The sequence below is a fragment of the Actinomadura sp. J1-007 genome (assembly GCF_009793335.1).
GTDB lineage: Bacteria > Actinomycetota > Actinomycetes > Streptosporangiales > Streptosporangiaceae > Spirillospora > Spirillospora yumaensis.
This window is the reverse complement of sequence record NZ_WING01000001.1, coordinates 3,781,262-3,798,725: the sequence shown is the minus strand read 5'-3', so window position 1 is coordinate 3,798,725 and position 17,464 is coordinate 3,781,262. Positions and strand designations below refer to the sequence as shown.

At 69.4% G+C, this 17,464-nt stretch carries 22 protein-coding genes and 3 pseudogenes; 19 read left to right on the top strand and 6 right to left on the bottom strand.

What is annotated here, in order from left to right:
* Positions 1-158: 158 nt before the first annotated feature.
* Entirely contained in the window at positions 159-1,019 is an 861-nt protein-coding gene (locus GEV43_RS17280; RefSeq protein WP_206681194.1) for a LysR substrate-binding domain-containing protein, read from the bottom strand.
* Between the two features lie 104 nt (positions 1,020-1,123).
* Between GEV43_RS17280 and GEV43_RS56140 the strand changes: the two are divergent.
* A pseudogene (locus tag GEV43_RS56140) lies at positions 1,124-1,369 on the top strand (tautomerase family protein); the annotation flags it as partial.
* A gap of 534 nt (positions 1,370-1,903) precedes the next feature.
* Here GEV43_RS56140 and GEV43_RS17270 read toward each other — a convergent pair.
* Positions 1,904-2,806, bottom strand: a complete 903-nt coding sequence (locus GEV43_RS17270; protein WP_160821591.1) for a LysR family transcriptional regulator — start codon at positions 2,804-2,806, stop codon at positions 1,904-1,906.
* 188 nt (positions 2,807-2,994) lie between these two features.
* Here GEV43_RS17270 and GEV43_RS17265 point away from each other — a divergent pair, with 188 nt between their 5' ends.
* From GEV43_RS17265 to GEV43_RS17220, 11 genes and pseudogenes are all read left to right on the top strand, one after another.
* Positions 2,995-3,300 carry a DUF1330 domain-containing protein gene (locus GEV43_RS17265; RefSeq protein WP_160821590.1) on the top strand — a complete coding sequence of 102 codons (306 nt, stop codon included), beginning with the start codon at positions 2,995-2,997 and terminating at the stop codon, positions 3,298-3,300.
* A gap of 1,074 nt (positions 3,301-4,374) precedes the next feature.
* Positions 4,375-4,782 (top strand): annotated as a pseudogene (locus GEV43_RS54915) (DUF6192 family protein); the annotation flags it as partial.
* On the top strand, positions 4,778-5,305 hold the full coding sequence (locus GEV43_RS48075) for a DUF6192 family protein (RefSeq protein ID WP_309240015.1): 528 nt from the start codon (positions 4,778-4,780) through the stop codon (positions 5,303-5,305). The pseudogene GEV43_RS54915 and the gene GEV43_RS48075, both read left to right, overlap by 5 nt.
* Before the next feature lie 35 nt (positions 5,306-5,340).
* Positions 5,341-5,778 carry a hypothetical protein gene (locus tag GEV43_RS17255; protein ID WP_160821589.1) on the top strand — a complete coding sequence of 146 codons (438 nt, stop codon included), beginning with the start codon at positions 5,341-5,343 and terminating at the stop codon, positions 5,776-5,778.
* A gap of 54 nt (positions 5,779-5,832) precedes the next feature.
* Positions 5,833-6,870, top strand: coding sequence for an IS5 family transposase (locus GEV43_RS17250; protein ID WP_160821588.1), 1,038 nt, complete (start codon positions 5,833-5,835; stop codon positions 6,868-6,870).
* 251 nt (positions 6,871-7,121) lie between these two features.
* Entirely contained in the window at positions 7,122-7,304 is a 183-nt protein-coding gene (locus GEV43_RS17245; RefSeq protein WP_160821587.1) for a hypothetical protein, read from the top strand.
* Between the two features lie 54 nt (positions 7,305-7,358).
* Complete coding sequence (locus GEV43_RS17240) at positions 7,359-7,904, top strand: DinB family protein (RefSeq protein WP_175250075.1); 546 nt, start codon at positions 7,359-7,361, stop codon at positions 7,902-7,904.
* Positions 7,905-8,288 carry a cytochrome P450 gene (locus tag GEV43_RS17235; protein ID WP_302931241.1) on the top strand — a complete coding sequence of 128 codons (384 nt, stop codon included), beginning with the start codon at positions 7,905-7,907 and terminating at the stop codon, positions 8,286-8,288.
* Positions 8,289-8,562: 274 nt separating this feature from the next.
* A complete protein-coding gene (locus GEV43_RS17230) occupies positions 8,563-9,192 on the top strand; it encodes a hypothetical protein (protein WP_160821585.1) in 630 nt (209 codons plus the stop codon).
* Entirely contained in the window at positions 9,189-9,605 is a 417-nt protein-coding gene (locus tag GEV43_RS17225) for a hypothetical protein (protein ID WP_160821584.1), read from the top strand. Before GEV43_RS17230 ends, GEV43_RS17225 begins: the two co-directional genes overlap by 4 nt.
* Positions 9,606-9,801: 196 nt before the next feature.
* Positions 9,802-10,242 (top strand): hypothetical protein, encoded by a 441-nt coding sequence (locus GEV43_RS17220; RefSeq protein WP_160821583.1) that lies wholly within the window; start codon positions 9,802-9,804, stop codon positions 10,240-10,242.
* Between the two features lie 106 nt (positions 10,243-10,348).
* On the opposite strand, the gene GEV43_RS17215 is transcribed toward GEV43_RS17220, so the two are convergent.
* The gene (locus tag GEV43_RS17215) at positions 10,349-10,756 is read right to left on the bottom strand and encodes a hypothetical protein (RefSeq protein WP_160821582.1); all 408 of its coding nucleotides are present in this window, start codon (positions 10,754-10,756) and stop codon (positions 10,349-10,351) included.
* A 203-nt stretch (positions 10,757-10,959) separates the two neighbouring features.
* Entirely contained in the window at positions 10,960-11,136 is a 177-nt protein-coding gene (locus GEV43_RS17210) for a hypothetical protein (RefSeq protein WP_160821581.1), read from the bottom strand.
* Between the two features lie 475 nt (positions 11,137-11,611).
* Between GEV43_RS17210 and GEV43_RS17205 the strand changes: the two genes are divergently transcribed.
* Both GEV43_RS17205 and GEV43_RS17200 read left to right on the top strand, forming a co-directional pair.
* Positions 11,612-12,028, top strand: coding sequence for a DUF3592 domain-containing protein (locus GEV43_RS17205; protein ID WP_160821580.1), 417 nt, complete (start codon positions 11,612-11,614; stop codon positions 12,026-12,028).
* 174 nt (positions 12,029-12,202) lie between these two features.
* Complete coding sequence (locus GEV43_RS17200) at positions 12,203-12,433, top strand: hypothetical protein (protein ID WP_160821579.1); 231 nt, start codon at positions 12,203-12,205, stop codon at positions 12,431-12,433.
* Between the two features lie 592 nt (positions 12,434-13,025).
* Here the strand turns inward: GEV43_RS17200 and GEV43_RS17195 are convergent.
* On the bottom strand, positions 13,026-13,625 hold the full coding sequence (locus GEV43_RS17195) for a hypothetical protein (RefSeq protein ID WP_206681191.1): 600 nt from the start codon (positions 13,623-13,625) through the stop codon (positions 13,026-13,028).
* 7 nt (positions 13,626-13,632) lie between these two features.
* On the opposite strand from GEV43_RS17195, the gene GEV43_RS46875 reads away from it, so the two are divergent.
* A complete protein-coding gene (locus tag GEV43_RS46875; RefSeq protein WP_164717138.1) occupies positions 13,633-13,830 on the top strand; it encodes a hypothetical protein in 198 nt (65 codons plus the stop codon).
* Between the two features lie 444 nt (positions 13,831-14,274).
* Positions 14,275-14,628, top strand: coding sequence for a permease-like cell division protein FtsX (locus GEV43_RS17190; RefSeq protein ID WP_160821577.1), 354 nt, complete (start codon positions 14,275-14,277; stop codon positions 14,626-14,628).
* Positions 14,629-14,676: 48 nt separating this feature from the next.
* Here the strand turns inward: GEV43_RS17190 and GEV43_RS54910 are convergent.
* A pseudogene (locus GEV43_RS54910) lies at positions 14,677-14,823 on the bottom strand (SAM-dependent methyltransferase); the annotation flags it as partial.
* Positions 14,824-14,969: 146 nt separating this feature from the next.
* On the opposite strand from GEV43_RS54910, the gene GEV43_RS17180 reads away from it, so the two are divergent.
* The 3 genes from GEV43_RS17180 to GEV43_RS17170 all read left to right on the top strand — a co-directional run bounded on the left by GEV43_RS17180 (position 14,970) and on the right by GEV43_RS17170 (position 17,236).
* Positions 14,970-15,110 (top strand): hypothetical protein, encoded by a 141-nt coding sequence (locus tag GEV43_RS17180; RefSeq protein ID WP_160821576.1) that lies wholly within the window; start codon positions 14,970-14,972, stop codon positions 15,108-15,110.
* Positions 15,111-15,287: 177 nt separating this feature from the next.
* Positions 15,288-16,730 carry an MFS transporter gene (locus tag GEV43_RS17175; RefSeq protein ID WP_309239681.1) on the top strand — a complete coding sequence of 481 codons (1,443 nt, stop codon included), beginning with the start codon at positions 15,288-15,290 and terminating at the stop codon, positions 16,728-16,730.
* On the top strand, positions 16,727-17,236 hold the full coding sequence (locus GEV43_RS17170; protein WP_206681190.1) for a MarR family winged helix-turn-helix transcriptional regulator: 510 nt from the start codon (positions 16,727-16,729) through the stop codon (positions 17,234-17,236). Before GEV43_RS17175 ends, GEV43_RS17170 begins: the two co-directional genes overlap by 4 nt.
* Positions 17,237-17,464 lie beyond the last annotated feature (228 nt).

Sequence of the window (17,464 nt, the reverse complement as noted above, 5' to 3'; positions counted from 1 at the left end):
GGTCGATGCCCCCGATGCACGTCCAGGAGCGATCACGCTGTTGCCCACACGTCGCCTCGAAACCGCGGCTCGGCCGCTGCGGCGGACCGAGCAGGTTCCCGGTCCGACAGCGCGGCGCTGGGCAGGACCTGGCCCACGCGACCTCGCGGTGGTGGCGGTCAGTGGCCCGCTGTGGCGCGCAGGGCGGAGGCGAAGGTGCGCAGCGCCCTGCGAGCGGTCGGCTCGGATGGGCGTGATCGCAGGACGACGCTGCGGGTGGGCAGCGGGGGGAGGCCGAGTGATGCGCCCATGTCCATGGTGCCGGGTGGGGCCACGCGCGGGCTGAGCGCCGCCACGGCCAAGCCTGCTGCCGCGGCCGCGCCGATGGTCGCGATGCCGCCGCCCACGAACACCTCTTGCCAGGCGATGCCCGCTTCGTTCAGCGCGGTTACCGCCATCTCGTGCACATGGCAGGACTCGGCCTGGAGGGCGAGGCGCAGAGGCTCGCCGGAGCGGTGTTCGAAGTCGGGCGAGGCCATCCAGCCGAAGGGCTCCTCCATCAGGACTTCACCGTCGGTGCGGCGGCCCTCGTGACGCAGCACGATGGCCGCGTCCAGCGCACCGCCGTCGAACAGGTCAAGGAGCTCCCATGAGCTGGCGATGCTCACCTCCAGCGTCAGGTCTGGCTCTGTTCGCCCTATCTGGCGGAGAAGGTGGGGCAGTTCGGCGCCGACGACGTGGTGGCTTATGCCGATCGACAGGCGTTGCCGCTGGACGCCGAACGAGCCCAGCGCGCCGGCGTGAGCGGCCAGCAGTTCACGTGCGGGCCCGAGGAAGGCGGCGCCGTCTTGCGACAGGCGGACCAGGCGGGGCGTACGGTCCAGCAAGCGGCGGCCCAAGGCGTCCTCCAGCCGTTTGATCTTCAGGCTCACGGCGGACTGCGTGGAGTCCATCGCCTCCGCCGCGCGCGTGAAGCTCTTCATCTCGGCGGTCAGCACGAAGGCCTGCACAGCGTCCAGAGCGAGCATCTTCATCGCCATACCGATCATTAGGTTATTTAATGACTGAAATATCTTAAGATGGCTTTTTTGAATGATCAAGTGATGGCTACGCTGCGAACCGTCCCGAGGAACGGAGTCAGGCCATGCCCTTGGTCCAAGTGTCGTTGCGGCGAGGCAAGTCCCCCGAGTACCACCGGGCCCTCTTCGAGGGCGTCTACCGCGCCATGCGTGAGACCTTCAACGTGCCGGAGGACGACCGCTTCATGACGATCACCGAGCACGACGACAGCACCTTCAGCGTCAGCCCCACCTACTACGGTGTCGAACGGAGCGACGAGGTGGTCATCATCCGGATCACCGCCAACAACACGCGCGGGCTCGCCCAGAAGCAGGCGCTCTACCAGCGCATCGTCGAACTCTTGCAGGCGGACCCCGGCGTACGCCCGAAGACGTGTTCATCAACCTTGTGGAAGTACTGCCGGAGAACTGGTCGATCGGCAATGGCATCGCGCAGTACGCGGCGCAGCAGGGCTGAGGGAACGGTCCACTCCGCGCCTTCTGGGCCACCGACGAAACCCGGCCCGGCGTGGCCCCCGCGCCGTCGAGGACGAGCCGCGGCCTGGGGTCATGGTGTGGATCACGTCGCCGAGCAGGGTGATGTTGATGGTCGGCCAGGCGGGGATCGGCACCGAAGTGGAATGCCGGTTGGAGACGGCGGTGGCGGTGGGGGCGCTGAGCTCGAACAGCCGGTGCAGGTCGGGGGACCAGCCGGGCGACATGCGCCTGGCCATGTCGATCACGCCGGTGCCCTCGGCGTCGGCGAGCCCGGGCAGACCGCCGTCGTCATCACCGCGAAGTCTGCCGGGCGCAAGGTCTTCGGCCTCGCCACCGCAGGCCGTACGTCTCGCTTGACCTCCTGCGCGTCAGGCCGGCAGCCAGTGCAGCTCGTGCGCCAGGGTTTTGGCGACGGCACGGATGCGGCGGTGCAGCGGCGACTGCTCGCGTGGGAGGACCAGGTGGATCGTCATGCTGGGCGCGTCTCGCAGCGGTCGCCAGGTGAGACCGGCCGGTTGCGCCGTGCCCGCGGCTTCTCCGGCCGGGGCGAGGGTGACCCCGTCGCGCAGGTCGCGCTGAGCCATGTCGAAAGAGACTGCGGGCGTGCGGAATCGGGGCGGTGGTCGGGTGTCTCGGAACAGTGCGGACAGCTGATCGTGGATCACGGGGTTGGCCGCACGGTCCGGGAGTCGCAGCGGATACGCGGCCGCGTCGGCGATCTCGATCTCCGGGTGTTCGGCCAGCGGATGGTCCTGCGCCAGCTGGACCCCGACGCGCATGCGCCGCAGCAGGAACCGGCGCACGCCACGGCCCGGCTGTTCACCGCGGGTGATCCCGGCATCGATGCGGCCTTCGGCGACCGCGGGGGAGATCTCCGGTGTCGCCATCGGGGCCGCGCCGACCTCGAGCCCGCTGTTGCCGCGGATCAGCCTGTCCACCAGGGCCGGTGCCGTCTCGGCCCCGGCGCTGAGGCTGTATCCGATGCGCAGCGTGCCCAGTTCACCGGCCGCCGCGCTCCGGGCGGTGTCCCATGCCCGGTCCAGCGCCGCCAGCGCGGACGGCGCGGACTCCGCCAGAGCCGCACCGGCCGTGGTCAACACGACGCTACGCGTGTTGCGGACCAGCAGGGCCGTACCGAGTTCCGCCTCCAATCGGCGCATCCGCGCGCTGAGTGCGGGCTGTGCGATACCGATCCGTGCGGCCGCGCGGGTGAAGTTCAACTCCTGCGCCAGCACCAGGAAGTACCGCAGGCTCACCGTATCCGGCGCCACGTGCCCTCCCTGCCGATTGATAACGATCCGTTCTGACTCTATCCCGTACCGGTCTTTCCCTCGACCGCATATCAAGCTCTAACCTGCGCATATGCCGATTCAACCGGCCGCAGTACCGGTCGCCGGGATCGATCGATCTGAGTGTCAATTCGAAGTCGGACGTGTCCGGCCGAACACGGGAGGTTTCCATGGCTAAGGGCTACTGGGTCAGTGTCTACCCCACCATTTCCGATCCTGAAAGGCTGTCTGCCTACGACAAGTTGGCCGGTCCGGCCGTCCAGGCTGCCGGCGGGCGCAACCTGGCCCTCCTCCCGTCCCGTGGCGGACGGATCGTCGCCCACGAGGCCGGACTCACGCAACGCGTCGTTCTGATCGAGTTCGACAGCTTCGAACAGGCCGTCGCGGCATACGAGAGCGAGGCGTACCAGAAGGCGCTGGTGGCCCTCCCTGACGGCTTCGAGCGCGACTTCCGCATCATCGAAGGCATCGACTGACCGGCGGGCCCAGCCATCGCTGAGCATCCGCCACCTCGAAGGCGCGCAGCGACTTCTCTCGCGGGAACGCGGCGGCTTTAATGCGACGTTCGGAACGGCGGCGGCGCGGTCGTCGCACTCTGCCGTCAGTAGCTCGGCCAGAGAACACAGGTAGAACATCTGAACGCGGGCGCCATCGGCGGCCAGGCCACCGAGCCGGCCGCGGACCGTCGGCAGCCACAGCATCGTGCAGGATTGGTCGATCGCGGTCTGGGCGGCTTGCTCGGTCAGGCCACGGTGGCGCTTTTCGGTCATGACTCTCCTTCGGCGGAACGATCCGCACCAGGACGCGGGCGGCGCAGCAGTTGGTCATGAACCTTCACCGAGGGCAGCGGCCAGATATCGGGCGACAGGTGAGCCAGCCGCCGTTCGGTCAGAAACGTCGCCGTCGCGGCCTCACCGGCGGGTGGATCGGTGCTGGCGGGTTCGCCCTGGTCGGCCTCGGCGGCCTTTCGCGCCTTTCGACGCGACGGCGTCGGAGGTTATCGCGCCGGCCTTCAGTGGCTGTTTTCGATCCTTGTGATCGAGTAGGTACGCCTGGCCTGGGCGCTTCTTGTCGCGGTCGGCGGGGTGGGACGAGGTTGGATGGGTGGCGTCGCGGGCCCGGAGCTGTTTGTGTTGCGGTCGCGCTCTGGGCGCGAACGTGCGTGCTCACGCGCGGTTTTGCGGTGACGCGTGTCGGCGGCGGCATGGCCGGTGGGTCGCCGCTACGCGTGCCCGGGTGGCGGCGATGCGGGATGGGACGGCGCCGGAGGTGGTGTGTCCGGTGTGCGGGACGGTGTGGCTGGAGGGGATCGAGCGCCGACGCGGGGCGGTCTACTGTTCGGCGGCGTGCCGGACGAGGGCGTGGAGGGCGCGGGAAACCGGGCGGAAAAGCGTCACGGTGACCGATGTTCGCCAGTTTTCTCCGGGATCTTGTTGACGTGTCTGTCTTGTCTGGAACACCTCTATTATCTGGGGATTGTGACCATGTGTGAGTGAGCCGAGACTCACGGCCAAGTCGCTCGAACGTATCGGGCGCCAGCCGGGAGGAGCATGGTCATGGGGAACGCGGACGAGCGCACCGAGGCGGGCGGGAGCCGGATCGGTGCGGTGAGCCTGGAGCGTTACGAGCAGTTGGTGGCGCGACTGCTGGAGCTGGACGAGCAGCACATGCTGGCGCAGTTCGAGACCGGGGACGCGGCGCTGGAGATCGCGCCGATGCAGCCGCGGGGCGGGGCGCACGCGGCCGACGCGCTGTTCTCGGTGGAGGCGTCGATCGAGCGGCTGGCCGACGACACCCGGATCCCGGTGAGCACGCTGTCTGGGCGCAGGTGGGTGTCGTCGCGGTGGCCGGCCGAGCGGCGGCGGCGCGGGGTGTCGTATGTGGTCCACACGACCCTGGCGGCGATCGCCGACGAGCAGGAGCGGTGGCGCAAGATCGACGATCCGCCGCTGAATCCGCGGACCGGGCCGCCAGGAGTGGACCGAGGACGCCGCCAAGCGCGAGGTCGGCCGGAAGGTCAACCACCCGGTCACGGTGATCGAGAAGGTCCGCGCGATCCACGACCTGGCGGTGTATGAGCAGGTCGCCTCGTCGGTGGCGGCCGATCTGCTGCGCCGCCCTGATGTCGCGTTCAAGGCGATGGGCGACCGGGTCGCCCGGGACTCGGTGAACCGGGCGCAGGTCGAGCGGTCTCGGCAGGCGGTCGAGCACAACATGCCGCCAGCCGCGGCCGAGCGGCTGGAGGAGTTGCGCCAGTCGAGCGAGTTCCTGGACCTGGTCACCGCCTGCTCGGCGTTCACCGGCTCGATCGGCCGAACGATCGGCAACCTGCGCGGCCACCAGCTCACCGAGGCCGAGAAGAGCACGGTTCTCCAGCAGATCGCGAAGGTGAGGGCGACCGCCGACTGGCTGGAGAGCGCGGTCGGCACCGGGAACCTCACCTTGGACAAGGGCCTGGCCGCGCTGCTGCGCGGTCAGTAGCCGGGCCTGGTGACCGGCGGGACGGAGCCCACGTCATGCCAAGGACCAAGGGGTCGGTGAACGTGGCGGCCAACGTCTGCGGGGAGCGGGTGCGGATCGCGCTGATGGAGGCCCGGCCCGCCGGCCTCACCCTCAAGCAGTTGATGCAGGCCACGGGCATGTCGGCGCACCACGTCCGCAAAGGCCTGAACTACATCAAGGACACCTCCGCGCTGGAGCACCTGACCCCGCTCACCTACGACGCCAGGAACGGCTACCGGTTTCCGGTGAACGTCGCCGACTGGATCGCCTACGAGCTGGGCGGCGTCCAGACCCTGTTCAACCGGGCCAGCCGCCTGATCACCTCCACCATCGCCCCGCACGCCGCCGCGCGGCCCGAGGACGAGTTCGCCCGCAACGCCCTGGAGCAGATCAACGGACTCAAGGCGGGACTGGCGATGATCATCATGGCCGGGACGCATCGGCGGCCCTGACCACACCCAAGAGCCGGACACCGGCGAGCCGAATGCGGTGAGAGGAGGGGGCCAGTGACCAGGCGCCGCTACACCTGCGACACCACCGCCGCCGAGTGGGCGCTGATCGAGCCGCTGCTGCCGGTCCCGGCCTGCCGCACCACCGCCGGCGGCAGGCCGGAGAAGCACCACCGCCGCGACATCGTCGACGCCATCCGCTACGTCACCGACAACGGCTGCAAATGGCGGGCGCTGCCGCACGACTACGGCGTCCCCTGGCAGACCGTCTACGGCTTCTTCGCCCGCTGGGCACGCGCCAGCGTCCTGACCCGCATCCGCGACGCCCTGCGCGAGATGGTCCGCGCCCGCGCCGGCCGCTGCCCGAGACCGGTCACCGCGATCCTCGACTCCCAGACCGTCAAGGCGGCCGAGACCGTCGCCAAGGACCAGCGCGGCTACGACGCGGCCAAGAAGATCAACGGCCGCAAGCGGCACGTCGCGGTCGACACCCAGTGCCTGCCGCTGCTGGTCATGGTCACCCCCGCCGACCGCCCCGACCGCGACCTGCTGGCGCGCCTGCGGATCCTGCACCCCCAGCTCGCCCTGGCCTGGGCCGACTCGGCCTATGCCGGCACCCTGATCGCCTGGGCCGACCGGTTCCTGCACCTGACCCTCAAGACCGTCCGCCGCCCGATCGGACAGAAAGGGTTCGTCGTCCTGCCCCGCCGCTGGATTGTCGAGCGGACCCTGGGCTGGTTCATGCGCGCCCGCCGCAACGCTCAACGCGTTTCGGTGAAACGCCTACTGAACGCCAACGCCTACCGCGGCCGCCCATCGCGCCGCTGCTGCTCGCGCAGCGCGGCCAGCCAGCCCGGCACGACCCCCTGGCGCTCCCGCCACGCCGCCAGCCGGCACCGCGGCGAGCAGTACTGCGCATCCGAACGCTTGCGCACCCCCACCGGCCACGACCGGCCGCACACCGGACACCGCGCCACCGGCCGCAGCGCCCGCATCTCAGCACCGGTCGGACCCCGCGCCGCCCCGGCCTCCACCAGCCGCGCCAACGCCGCGTCATACTCCGCCCGCGCCCGCCGCCCCTCCCGCCACGCCTGAGACCGGCACGCCGCCGAACAGAACCTCCGCGACGACCGCGCCCCCTCCGGCAACGGCCCACCGCACAACCCGCACACCCTCGGCGCCCGCCACTCCACACCCCGACCATCTCAACCCGCCCACATAGCGTCACCACCCCGACGCGCCCTAGTTCCAAGATCCGGACTTACGAGACGGGCACTTACGACCACGTCCTGCGCCAGGGTTGGCCGATTGCCACGGGCGTCGTCGAAGGCGTAGTGCGTCATATCGTGGCCGGCCGGCTCGACGTTTCCGGCGCCCGCTGGGGACTGCATGGAGCCGACGCGGTCCTGAAACTGCGCACGATCGTCGCCAACGGGATCTTCACCGACTACTGGCACCACCACCTCGCCGAAGAACACCAACGCGTTGACCACGCCCGCGGCCAGCACGAATACGACCTCGCCGCGTGAGCCCCCCGAGCCGCGAATACCGGCAAAGCAGGCCACGTCGCCATAATCTCGTGCATGCCCAAGTTCGCTGACCTGTTCGTCGCACCCGAGAATGATCCTCGCACCGATGTGTCCGCCCGGGCCGATGAGAAGACCATGCTCGTCGGCTTCCTACGCTGGCAACGTCAGACGCTCGCGCTCAAATGCTCGGGCTTGGACCCCCGGGCCCTCGCCCGGCGATCGGTGGCATTCTCCGGACTGTCCCTGCTTGGACTGGTCCGGCATATGGCCGAGGTCGAGCGCATATGGTTTCGCGACAGGATGGCCGGTCAACGAACCACCCCGCACTACGACACCGGCGACCACCCCGACGCGGCGTTCGACGACGCGGCCCCCGACCCTGAGATGGTCGCCGAGGCATGGCGCATCTGGCAGGCGGAGGTCGACTTCGCCGAAGCCTTCGTCGCCCAGGCGACCGACCTCGACGCCATGGGGGCCGACCCCTCACGCAGTCAGGTCACGCTCCGCTGGGTGCTGATCCACATGGTGGAGGAGTACGCCCGACACAACGGCCACGCGGACTTCCTGCGACAAGGCATCGACGGCGCAGTGGGCCAATGACTGGAGACCGCCGTCCGCGAACTGATGCGCTTTGATCCACCGGTGCAGGCTCAGGAGAAGTTGATCGTCCAGGACATCTGCTTGGGCGGCCAGCGGCTCGGCCGTGGCCAGACGGTGACGGTACTGCTGGGATCGGCCTGCCATGACCCCGCCCAGTTCATCGATCCCGGCCGGCTGAGACTGGACCGCAGACCTAACCGACACCTGGCGCTGGGTGACGGCCCACACCGCTGCCTAGGGGCCTCACTGGACATGGCCCAGGCCAAAGGCTCCTTGCCGCTGCTCGCACGGCACGCGCCCCGGCTGCACCCGACAGGCCCGCCGGTCCGTGAACCCAACCCAGTGCTGCGCGGCATCACCGCCGCCCCCTTGCGCCTCACCTGACCGGCATACCAGCCGAGAACCGGGGAAGGTCCCTGGCCCGACCCCGTCGAGACCAACCCGTACGGGGCCGCCGCGAACACCCCGCCGCACTGACAACAACTCCGCGCACAACACCTGACCGCGTCCTAAGCGAAGGGACCTGCGCGAACGCGTTCGGCTGACGCCCGCGCGGATTCTCGTTCCGATGCTCGTCAACCCCCTGCGTCCGGGCGGCAGACCGGATCTTGGGGAACGGCGGGCGCTGTCTGCAAGGTGCGGTGGGAAGCCCTCCGGCATGGGCAAGAGCAAGGGATCAGGCAGCGGCTCCGCGCGGGCGCGTGGTGGTCTGTCCTGCGTGCTGGTGGCCGGGGTGGTCCTGGGGGCGTGGGGGGTCTGGGTTCCGGCCGCCCGCGCCGACTTCGGCGATATGGCCACCAAGCACTGGCAGTGCGCCGACAACAAGCACTTCGACCAGGACAAGGACAAGAGGCAGGAGATCCAGAACTGGAACTGCCTGATCTACGACGAGAAGGGACCGCCCGGCTACCTCAGGCCCGAGATCTCCCTGGAGTGGTGCAAGCACCGCACCCGACGCGTGTCGCCGCTCACGGGCGCGCTCGGCAAGGAGTACTGGGCCTACGAGGGCTGCCGGGTCGAGAGCGGCAGCTACTCCCTCAAGAAACCCGATGGCCAGACCAAGACCGGCACCTGGCCGAAGCAGCAGACCGAGGGCTACCACTTCCACAGCCAGACCAGTCTTAAGCCGAAGGGCATCGTGGCGCACTGCATGGCGGGCGTCTACACCCTGCGCAACCAGATGACCGTGCGCGTCATCCACCACACCTTCGACATCAACGGCATCATCGAGTACGGCACCGTCAGCTTCGACCACACCGAGAAGATCACCCTCAAGGGGTGCCCGTGACCGCGCCCGCACCGACCCGGCCCGCACCGACCCGGCCGGCCGCCGAGGAGCCGACGATGCCCCACCCGCACCCGATCACGCGACTGGCCCGAGCCGGCCTGCCGCTGGCCGTGCTCGCGCTCGCCGTACTGCCCGCCGGCCCCGCCGATGCCGCCGACGCCGTATCACCGGCACCGGCCGCCGCGGCGGCGCCTCAACGCGCCGACCGGCAGGCCCGGGACGCCAAGTCGTGCATCGACAAGGCCGTCAAACTCGGAGTAGCACAAGACCTCGCCGAACACGCCTGCACGCAGAAGACCGCCGACGCCTGCAAGGAGGCCTTCCATGAGGGATACGGATGGCCCGCCGCCAAGAAGTACCAACCCGCCTGTACCGAACTCACACCGCCCAAGAGCACCCGAACCCGAGGCTGAGAACCGAGCAGGTCGAGCGAGACGGGAACCGCCGCACTGAACTGGGCGACCCGCCTACCGATCGTCATCCAGACACCGGGGCGACCAAGGGCCCAGACCGAGGGGAACGAGACCGAACACCCACTGTCACCATCCGTAATGTCAATCACAGTGGGTAACTACGGTGAGACCTTTCCCGAGCTTGAAAGAGGCCGCCATGCGGGCAACCGACCAGCCCACCCGGTTCCGCGGCCGGTGGGCGCGGCTCAGCGTCGCGGTGCTGGGCGCCGGAGTGTGCGCCGTCGCGGGGGCGGGCGGAGCGCCGTCGGCGTCGGCGGATCCCGCCACCCTCAAGATCAACGGTGCGCGCGCCCAGGGCGGGACCCGCACCGGCTACGTCAACGTCACCTACGGCTGCGCCGCCGGCGAGGCCGACTCCCTGTGGGCCGAGTTGCAGTTCGGATGGGGCACGGCGAGCATCGATCATCCCGTGAAGCCCACCTGCGACGGCAAACCCCATACCGTCGACGTCCCGGTCGCCAGCAAATACAACAAGGTCGCCGCCAAGGAGAAGACGACCGCCCACGCGACCCTGACCAAGGGCAGCCTGTCTCCGGAGGACGTCGCCCATGCCACCCGGCAGTTGACCCTGAGCTGAGACTCCCGGCGGTAGCGCGGCCGGTGAAGGCCAGCTCGGCCGTGGCGATGGCCCGCTCCCCGCAAGCTCGTCAACGCCTCTGGTCGCAGTCCGGTTGCCGCTCAGCTCAACCGCTCAGGGTCATGTCCTTGCTGTCGGACAACTGCGTGATCACCTGGTTGACGGCGACCTTGACCAGGCTGGCGCCGACGGTGGCCTTGGTGCTGGCCTTCCAGGTTCCGGTGAAGGTGGATTGCGGATCGGCCTTCACCGCGGCGGTATGGGATTTGCCGTCGCAGGTGGGCGTGATGTTCCCGGCGCCCACGCGTTCGTACTTCTGGCCGGAGTTGCGCGGAGGCTGGCCGGCCACCGCGGTCAGGTGGGTGGCGTCGGTGCAGGTGTAGGTGAGCGAGATCGTCAGGCTCTTGCCATCGGCGGAGACCTTGGCGCCCTCGACGGTCAGGGCGTCGGCCGCCGCCCTCGCCACCGGGGCCGCCGGCGTCCGGAACCGGGAGAGAGTGGTCGGCGAGTCCACCGCCGGGGCGGTCGGGGCGGTGAGAGCCGCGGCGGCGACGTGCGCACGTGCGCGCGGAGGCGACTCCGGAAAGTCCCGTACGCGGGCGCGCATCGGCGTGTCCCGAAAGTCCCGAAACGGCGGGCTTGAGGTACCGGGGTGGCATGGGGTGGGCGGCGTTCGTCCCGTCCCATCCCCGTACGGCCGGAGGTGGCCTGGGGGTTCTACGGGCGGTCTGGGGCGGTGAGGCAGGCGTACCAGGACGAGGGCCCGTACACGGTCCGGGCGTGTTCGTCGCGGTCCCAGCCGGTCACGGTCCGGCCGGTCAACTCCCATACGGCGGCGGCCGCGGCGTCCTGGGCGCCGCGGGTGTCGCGGGCGGCGATCCCGTGCCCGAGCAACCCGAACTCGGGGACCTCGATGGCTTCGTCCGGCGCACCAAGCGGCGTGACCGGTCATTTCCTGCCGGACGTGCCCCTGGTGGCGCCACCTGCCCACGCTGCCACACCGTCCAGCCTGGCCCAGCAATCGACCGCCACTGACACAAACCCCGCGCCGTCCGAAGCTATCTGCGGGTACCGCCAATGGCTGTCCGCAGGTTCCTTCCCCCCGATGTCGCGGACCAGGCGTGGACCTCGATCAGGGCGGCGCGCGGGCCGCGCGCGCAGTCGGCGGCCGACCGGGGCGCCGGCGACGGCGGACGCTGACCCGGCCCATGCGTCTGGCGTCGGCGACATCGTCCCCCAGGGGCTCGGGGACGTCGCGCGCGGCGGCGCGGGCGAGGCACCGGTCGATTCAAGAAGGCCCGCCCCTGATCCTGTTACAAGCTCTTTGAGACTTACCTCGGCACTACGCCAAGGATGGTTCTGTTATGTCATGAGCGGAACCAGTGAGCCCTTCGCTTTGTTGGTCGCCGGTGGGGTCTTCTTGGCTTTCGGTGTACCAGGCGTGCTCCGGGTCAGAACCCTGCGGCGGACGGGAGCCTCGGCGGTCGGGCGGGTCGTCGATATCCGCAGTGATGTATCAGACGGCGGGACAGTGGTGTACTCCCCGGTTGTGGTTTGGCAGACCCCTGACGGCTGTGAGCACGAGTACTGCCCCTCGGAGTATTCGAGCTCGAAGAGACGCTTCAGGGTAGGCACTCACCTGACGATCTACTACGATCCGGCCAATCCCGATCATCGACCGAAGCTTAAGGGCAGCGTCGGAAACGTCTTGGACTGGATCTCCGCGGTGGCCGGTGCCGCAATCTTCTGCTGGGGGCTGGTCCTCTTGGTGCGGCTCTTGTTGTGACACCGCTGTACCGCCATGCGGCCGCGGGCGGCTGCCACAGCTCCTGCCCTTCGGAGGAGCCCTGTCACGACGTCACGCCCGGGGACGTCGTGACGGCTCCGCTCGCGCGCAGTTTCCGCAGCTCGCGTGCCGGGCGCGGGCGCCGTGTCCGGCGTCTGGCCTGTGTCTATAGCCGTGAGCGTCACCGAAGCCGCCCGCACCCTGAAGATCGGGCGATCCACCGCCTACGAGGCGCTCAGCACCATGCGCGACGACGAGCAGGCCGCGCGGGCCGAACTGGACGCCATGCTGGCCGCCCTGCCCGCCGACGCGCGCCCGGCCCCCTCGGTCGCGCCCTACCTGTCAGCGCCCTGCCAGACCTGTTCACTAACACGCAACAACAACGCGAGGAATGACCCGCTCTAACGAGTTCAAAAACAGGCACTCAACACCACCGCCAGGCCCGCGACCAAGTGCTCGTGGCCCGCTGTACTTCCTGCCCGACAGTGACCTTCCGGCAACCGGGCGGTGATCTGCCCTGACGGATGGGATGGGCGGCGGCCACGGCGACACCGGCGCCCTCAACGGTGCGACGGACAAGCTGAACTGCGACGAATTCGCGTTCAACGCCACCTACAGCAATGGCGGAATGCCCGTGCTCGCGGGCGGCCTGAACCCGGTCAGCAGCGGCGATGCCTGTGTGCAGGCCCTTGCGGGGCGGAGGGTGACACCGTGCACCCGTTCAACATCGATGGTCTGGCGCCAACGTGGAAGGAGGTCTGCGGATGGTCCGCGTTCTCGGGAAGCGACAACAGCGGTTCGATGGCCGCGTTCCCGGCTTTTACATGGATCAGCGTCTGCTGGACCGGGGTCCGTACTGGCTGAACTCCAATATGAGCGCGGCGCGCTCCAGCGACAGCACGACCGTGAAGTGCACCATGACCGCGAATAACGAATAGCAGCATCCCGCCGATAAGGGGCGTCACGCCGACAGGGCGCGGTGCCCTGGCGCTGCCGTTCACAGTGGCGAGGGCAGATGCACTGCGGGCAGCAGGCCCTGCTCGATCTCCCGACGCGGCAGTGACAGCCCGAGATGCTCGCCCACTGCCCTGAACAGCCGCCTGGCCAACTCCTCATTCTCGTCCTCGGGATCCGCGCAGCCGGGGAAGGTGTCTCGCACCGCACCGGCCTGACGCATGGCCGCGTCCAGCCCGGCGAACGCCCCGAGCCGGTCCTCGGGCGGGATCGCGGTCTCCAGCAGGCTGTCACCGGGCTCGATGGAACGCGCTTCACCGACGGCGTCGACGTAAAACATCCACGGCTGCTCGTGCAGGAAACGATCCAGGCAGACGAGTTCCACGCCCTGCCCCACCACCAGGTCCTGGCCCAGCCGGTCAAGGAAGATCAGGTGCCAGGTGGCCTGTTCGATCTCCAGGACGTACGCCCACTCGCCGCTGCGGCCGAACATCGCCACGCTGTCGCCCCACGCCACGCTCGGCCGGTCGAAATCCTTGAACAGCGCGGGCCGTTCGGCCATGCGGCGGTCGGCACCGAGGCGAACCACGAAGTCCACCGGGTCCATGCCCCGTACCGCCGTGAGACAGATGTCCGAAAGCATCCCATCCTTGACGAGCCCACCGAAGTACCAGTGCTCGCCGATCCACGCCAAGCCGTCCGTCATCGCGTCGAGCCCTCTCCGCAGACTTCGCGCACACGGTACCGAGCCCCGGGGCGTCTCCACCCGGCGGGCGATCGGCCTGCACCCGCTGCTGCTCGCGCTGGACTCCAACCAGGCCGCGACGTGCTGGGGGATGATGCGGTAAGCCTGCGCCGGGACCATTCCCGTTCGTCGGCGTCGCGGGGGACCGGGACGTGCTCGCCGGTGGGCAGGTCGAGATGGCCCTCGCGCTTCGGCTGGTCTGGGCGTTCGCGGATCATCGCCGAGACGGTGGCGGCCGGGGTCGGTGATCGAGGTCATCTCGTGGTGGTCGCGCCGGAAGATCCGGTCGACGCTGCCCGGCGCGTTGAGCGCGCTGCCCTGCTGAATCCGGCCTGGGGCCCCGGTCGGTCCGGGCCTACTCTGTGCTGGTGCTCGAACCCTCCCCCGCCGCCGGGGACGCGTCGCCGGCCTCGCCCCGCCCGACCGCCCGCCGCCGAGCGCTGGTCGGCCTGACCGGCGTGATCGCCCTCACGGCGGCGGGTGCCGGCGGTTCCTCCTGGGCCGCACATCAGCTGAACCGGGACTGCCCGAGCACGTCGAAATCGCCGTGTGGCTGTGCATCGCCGCGGAATCGGGCTGCGACGGCCGGGAGGCCACGCAGGAACAGAGCAGTGAGATCCTCGTCCGGCTCCGCAAGCTGAGAGATCCCGCCGAGATCCGCTTCGTGGCGCACCAGGAGGCGTACCGCGAGTACCAGAAGGCATTGCCCGGTCTTCGGCACCGCCATCCCTGGCTCGACGTTCCGGACACCACCTCGCCCTCGGAACTGCCCGAGTCGTTCCACCTCCGCTACAAGGGCCTTGACGATTTCAGCTTCGTCCAGGCCGCCATCGACCCGATGCCAGGGGTGTCGCAGGTGGCGGTGAGCGCAACCAAGTTGAACGGGCTGAAGGGGACCTGACTCGTTCGCCTCCCGCGTCCGGCCGCCCCGCGTCTCGTCCGGCACGCCGCGCCGGGCAATCTCGCGGACGTTGCCGACGGTTGGCAGCCCGGTTCCGATGTCCAGGAGCCGTTCGATCCCGGTCTCCTCGGTCAGAACCGTACGGCGCGGCAGTTCGAGTTCGCAGAACCGGCCGCACGCGCGCCCGGTCGTCACCTGCGCCTGCACGGCCTGGTCCGCCGCACGCCTTGAAGCGGTCGGCCCACCGGAAGGTCGCCAGATCACCGGCGCGACCGGCGTGACGAGCCACCTGCCCGGCCACACCGCCGCCAGTGCCTAGCTTTGGAGAAGCCCCGGTCGATGTGGATTCGGTCGGTCGGGACGCCGAGTCCGAGAAGCTGCTCGGTCTGGACGACGACGTCCTGCTCGTCGGTGGAACAGCGGGCGTGGCCGACCCGAACGGCACCGAGGGCCGTGGCGTTCGCGGCGTTCACGCGCTCTAGATAGGGCCTCGTCACCTGGGCAGTTGGCGGAATGCTCTTGCGGGACGCCTCGGCCTGGGGCGCCGTCCCGGGCGGTGGGTTTTTCGATGGGGGATCCCCTAACGGAGCATCAGCGCAAGATCATGCTGGCTGGCAATTTAGTTGTTGCGACACAATAATTATTGTATAACAACCTTTGTGAGTTTTTCGGCCGTGCCTTCTCGCGAGCTGTCACCGCGCGGACGGACCATTGTGCTGTCGACCTGCTTGGTGAGCGTGGTCGTGGCGGGGCTGGACACGACGATCGCCAATGTGGCGCTGCCCTCGATCCAGAAGGCACTGCACGCTCCGCTCAGCGGTTTGCAGTGGGTGGTCGACGCCTACACGCTGGTCATCGCCTGCCTGCTGATGTTCTCGGGCTCGGTGGCCGACCGGTTCGGCCGGCGCCGGGTGTTCCAGGTCGGGCTGGGACTCTTCTCGCTCGGTTCGCTGCTCTGCGGCCTTGCGCCCTCTCTGGGGGCCCTGGTCGCCTTCCGCGCGCTCCAAGCGGTGGGCGGCGCGATGCTGAACCCGGTCGCGATGTCGATCATCGCCGCCACCTTCACCGACTCCAAGGAGCGCGCTCGCGCGGTGGGCGCATGGGGAGCGGTGGCGGGTCTGAGCGGGGCCGTCGGCCCGGTGCTCGGCGGCCTGCTGGTCAGCGGTCTGGGGTGGCGGTCCATCTTCTGGGTGAACGTGCCCGTCGGCGCCCTGGCCATCTACCTGACCCAGCGGTTCGTCCCCGAGTCCAAGGCGGCGCGCGGCAAGCGGTTCGACCCCCTTGGCCAGCTGCTCGTGATCGCCTTCCTCGGTCCGGTCACCGCAGCCGTCATCGAAGGGCCCCGGTACGGCTGGAGCTCACCGTTCATCATCGCGCTGTTCGTCCTGGCCGCCGCCGCGGTGGCCGGGTTGATCGCGACCGAGTCTCGGTGCGCCGAGCCGCTGGTGGACATCCGGGTCTTTCGCAGTCCCGCGTTCTCGGGGGCGGCGATCATCTCGGTGATCGCCTTGATGAGCCTGAGCGGGTTCTTGTTCCTCAACACCCTCTATTTGCAGGACGTTCGCGGCTACAGCGCGCTGCACACGGGGCTGCTCCTCTTCCCGATGGCGGCCGCAATGGCGGCCTGCGCGATGATCTCCGGGCGGATCGCGGTCACCCGGGCCGCCAGGCCGGCGTTCGTGCTGGCCGGGCTGCTGCTGGCGGCAGGTACCGGCCTGCTCCTCGGGACCGGGCACGGAACCGGGTCCTGGTACCTCGTTCTCGCCTACCTGCTGTTCGGCGCGGGTTTCGGCCTGGTCGGCACCCCGCTGACCAACACCGCCCTGTCAGGCATGCCACGCGATCAGGCGGGGGTCGCTGCGGCGATCGCCTCGACATGCCGCCAGACCGGCGGCGCGGTCGGCGTGGCGGTGTCCGGTTCGATCGTCGCGGGCGGCTCGGCCGGGTTCATCGCATCGAGCCATACCGCCTGGACCTTTCTGACCGGCTGCGGCATCGCGACCGCGCTGCTCGCCCTGCTCTCGACCGGGCGCTGGGCCCGTACCCAGGCCGAACGCAGCGCCCGACGGTCGAGCACGCACGCATTGGAGGCGACCCGATGAACGTCGAACCGACGACCCCCGGTCCGGTGATCACAGGCAGGACGACCGCCGGCAGCGACTCGGGCACGCTCGCCCTGGCGACGCGGGCCTGGACGGAAATGCAAGCGTTCGTCACCGACGCGGACCGCCGTCGCGCCCTGCGCGCCGAGCTGGGCCTCGGTCCCAAGAGAGCAAGGGTGCTGATCGAACTCACCGAAGGCCCGATGACACTGCGCGAGATCGCTGAGACCGCCGACGTCGATCCCCCCGCCGCCACCATCGCCGTGAACCAGTTCCAGCGACGCGGACTCGCCCGCCGGGATCCCCATCCCGACGACAACCGCCGCAAGCTCGTCCACATCACCGACGCCGGAGCGCAGGCGGCCCAGGCGGCCCGAAGAATCCTCACCGCCCCGCCCCCTGCACTGGCCGCGCTGGACGCCGACGATCTGACCACCCTCACCCGCATCCTCACCACGTTGAACTCCACGCCCCAGCCGGCGTCGACCGATCCGAAAAGCAGCTGACCGCCGCGAACGAGGGGGTTGGGACGTGCAGGCAGCACCGCACCGGTACGGTGTGACGTCCATCAGGACCTGGTCGAAGGCCCGTCCGGCGGTGTAGAGGCGAGCCCTCCGGCGGCGAGCGGGCCTAGGGACTGCGCTCAAGAGCGATTCTGTTGGTTGGCGCGGTGGCGGTCGTCTCACTGGTTGGAGTCCTTCGAGCTGCGAAACGAGCAAGGTTGGTTGCGACGC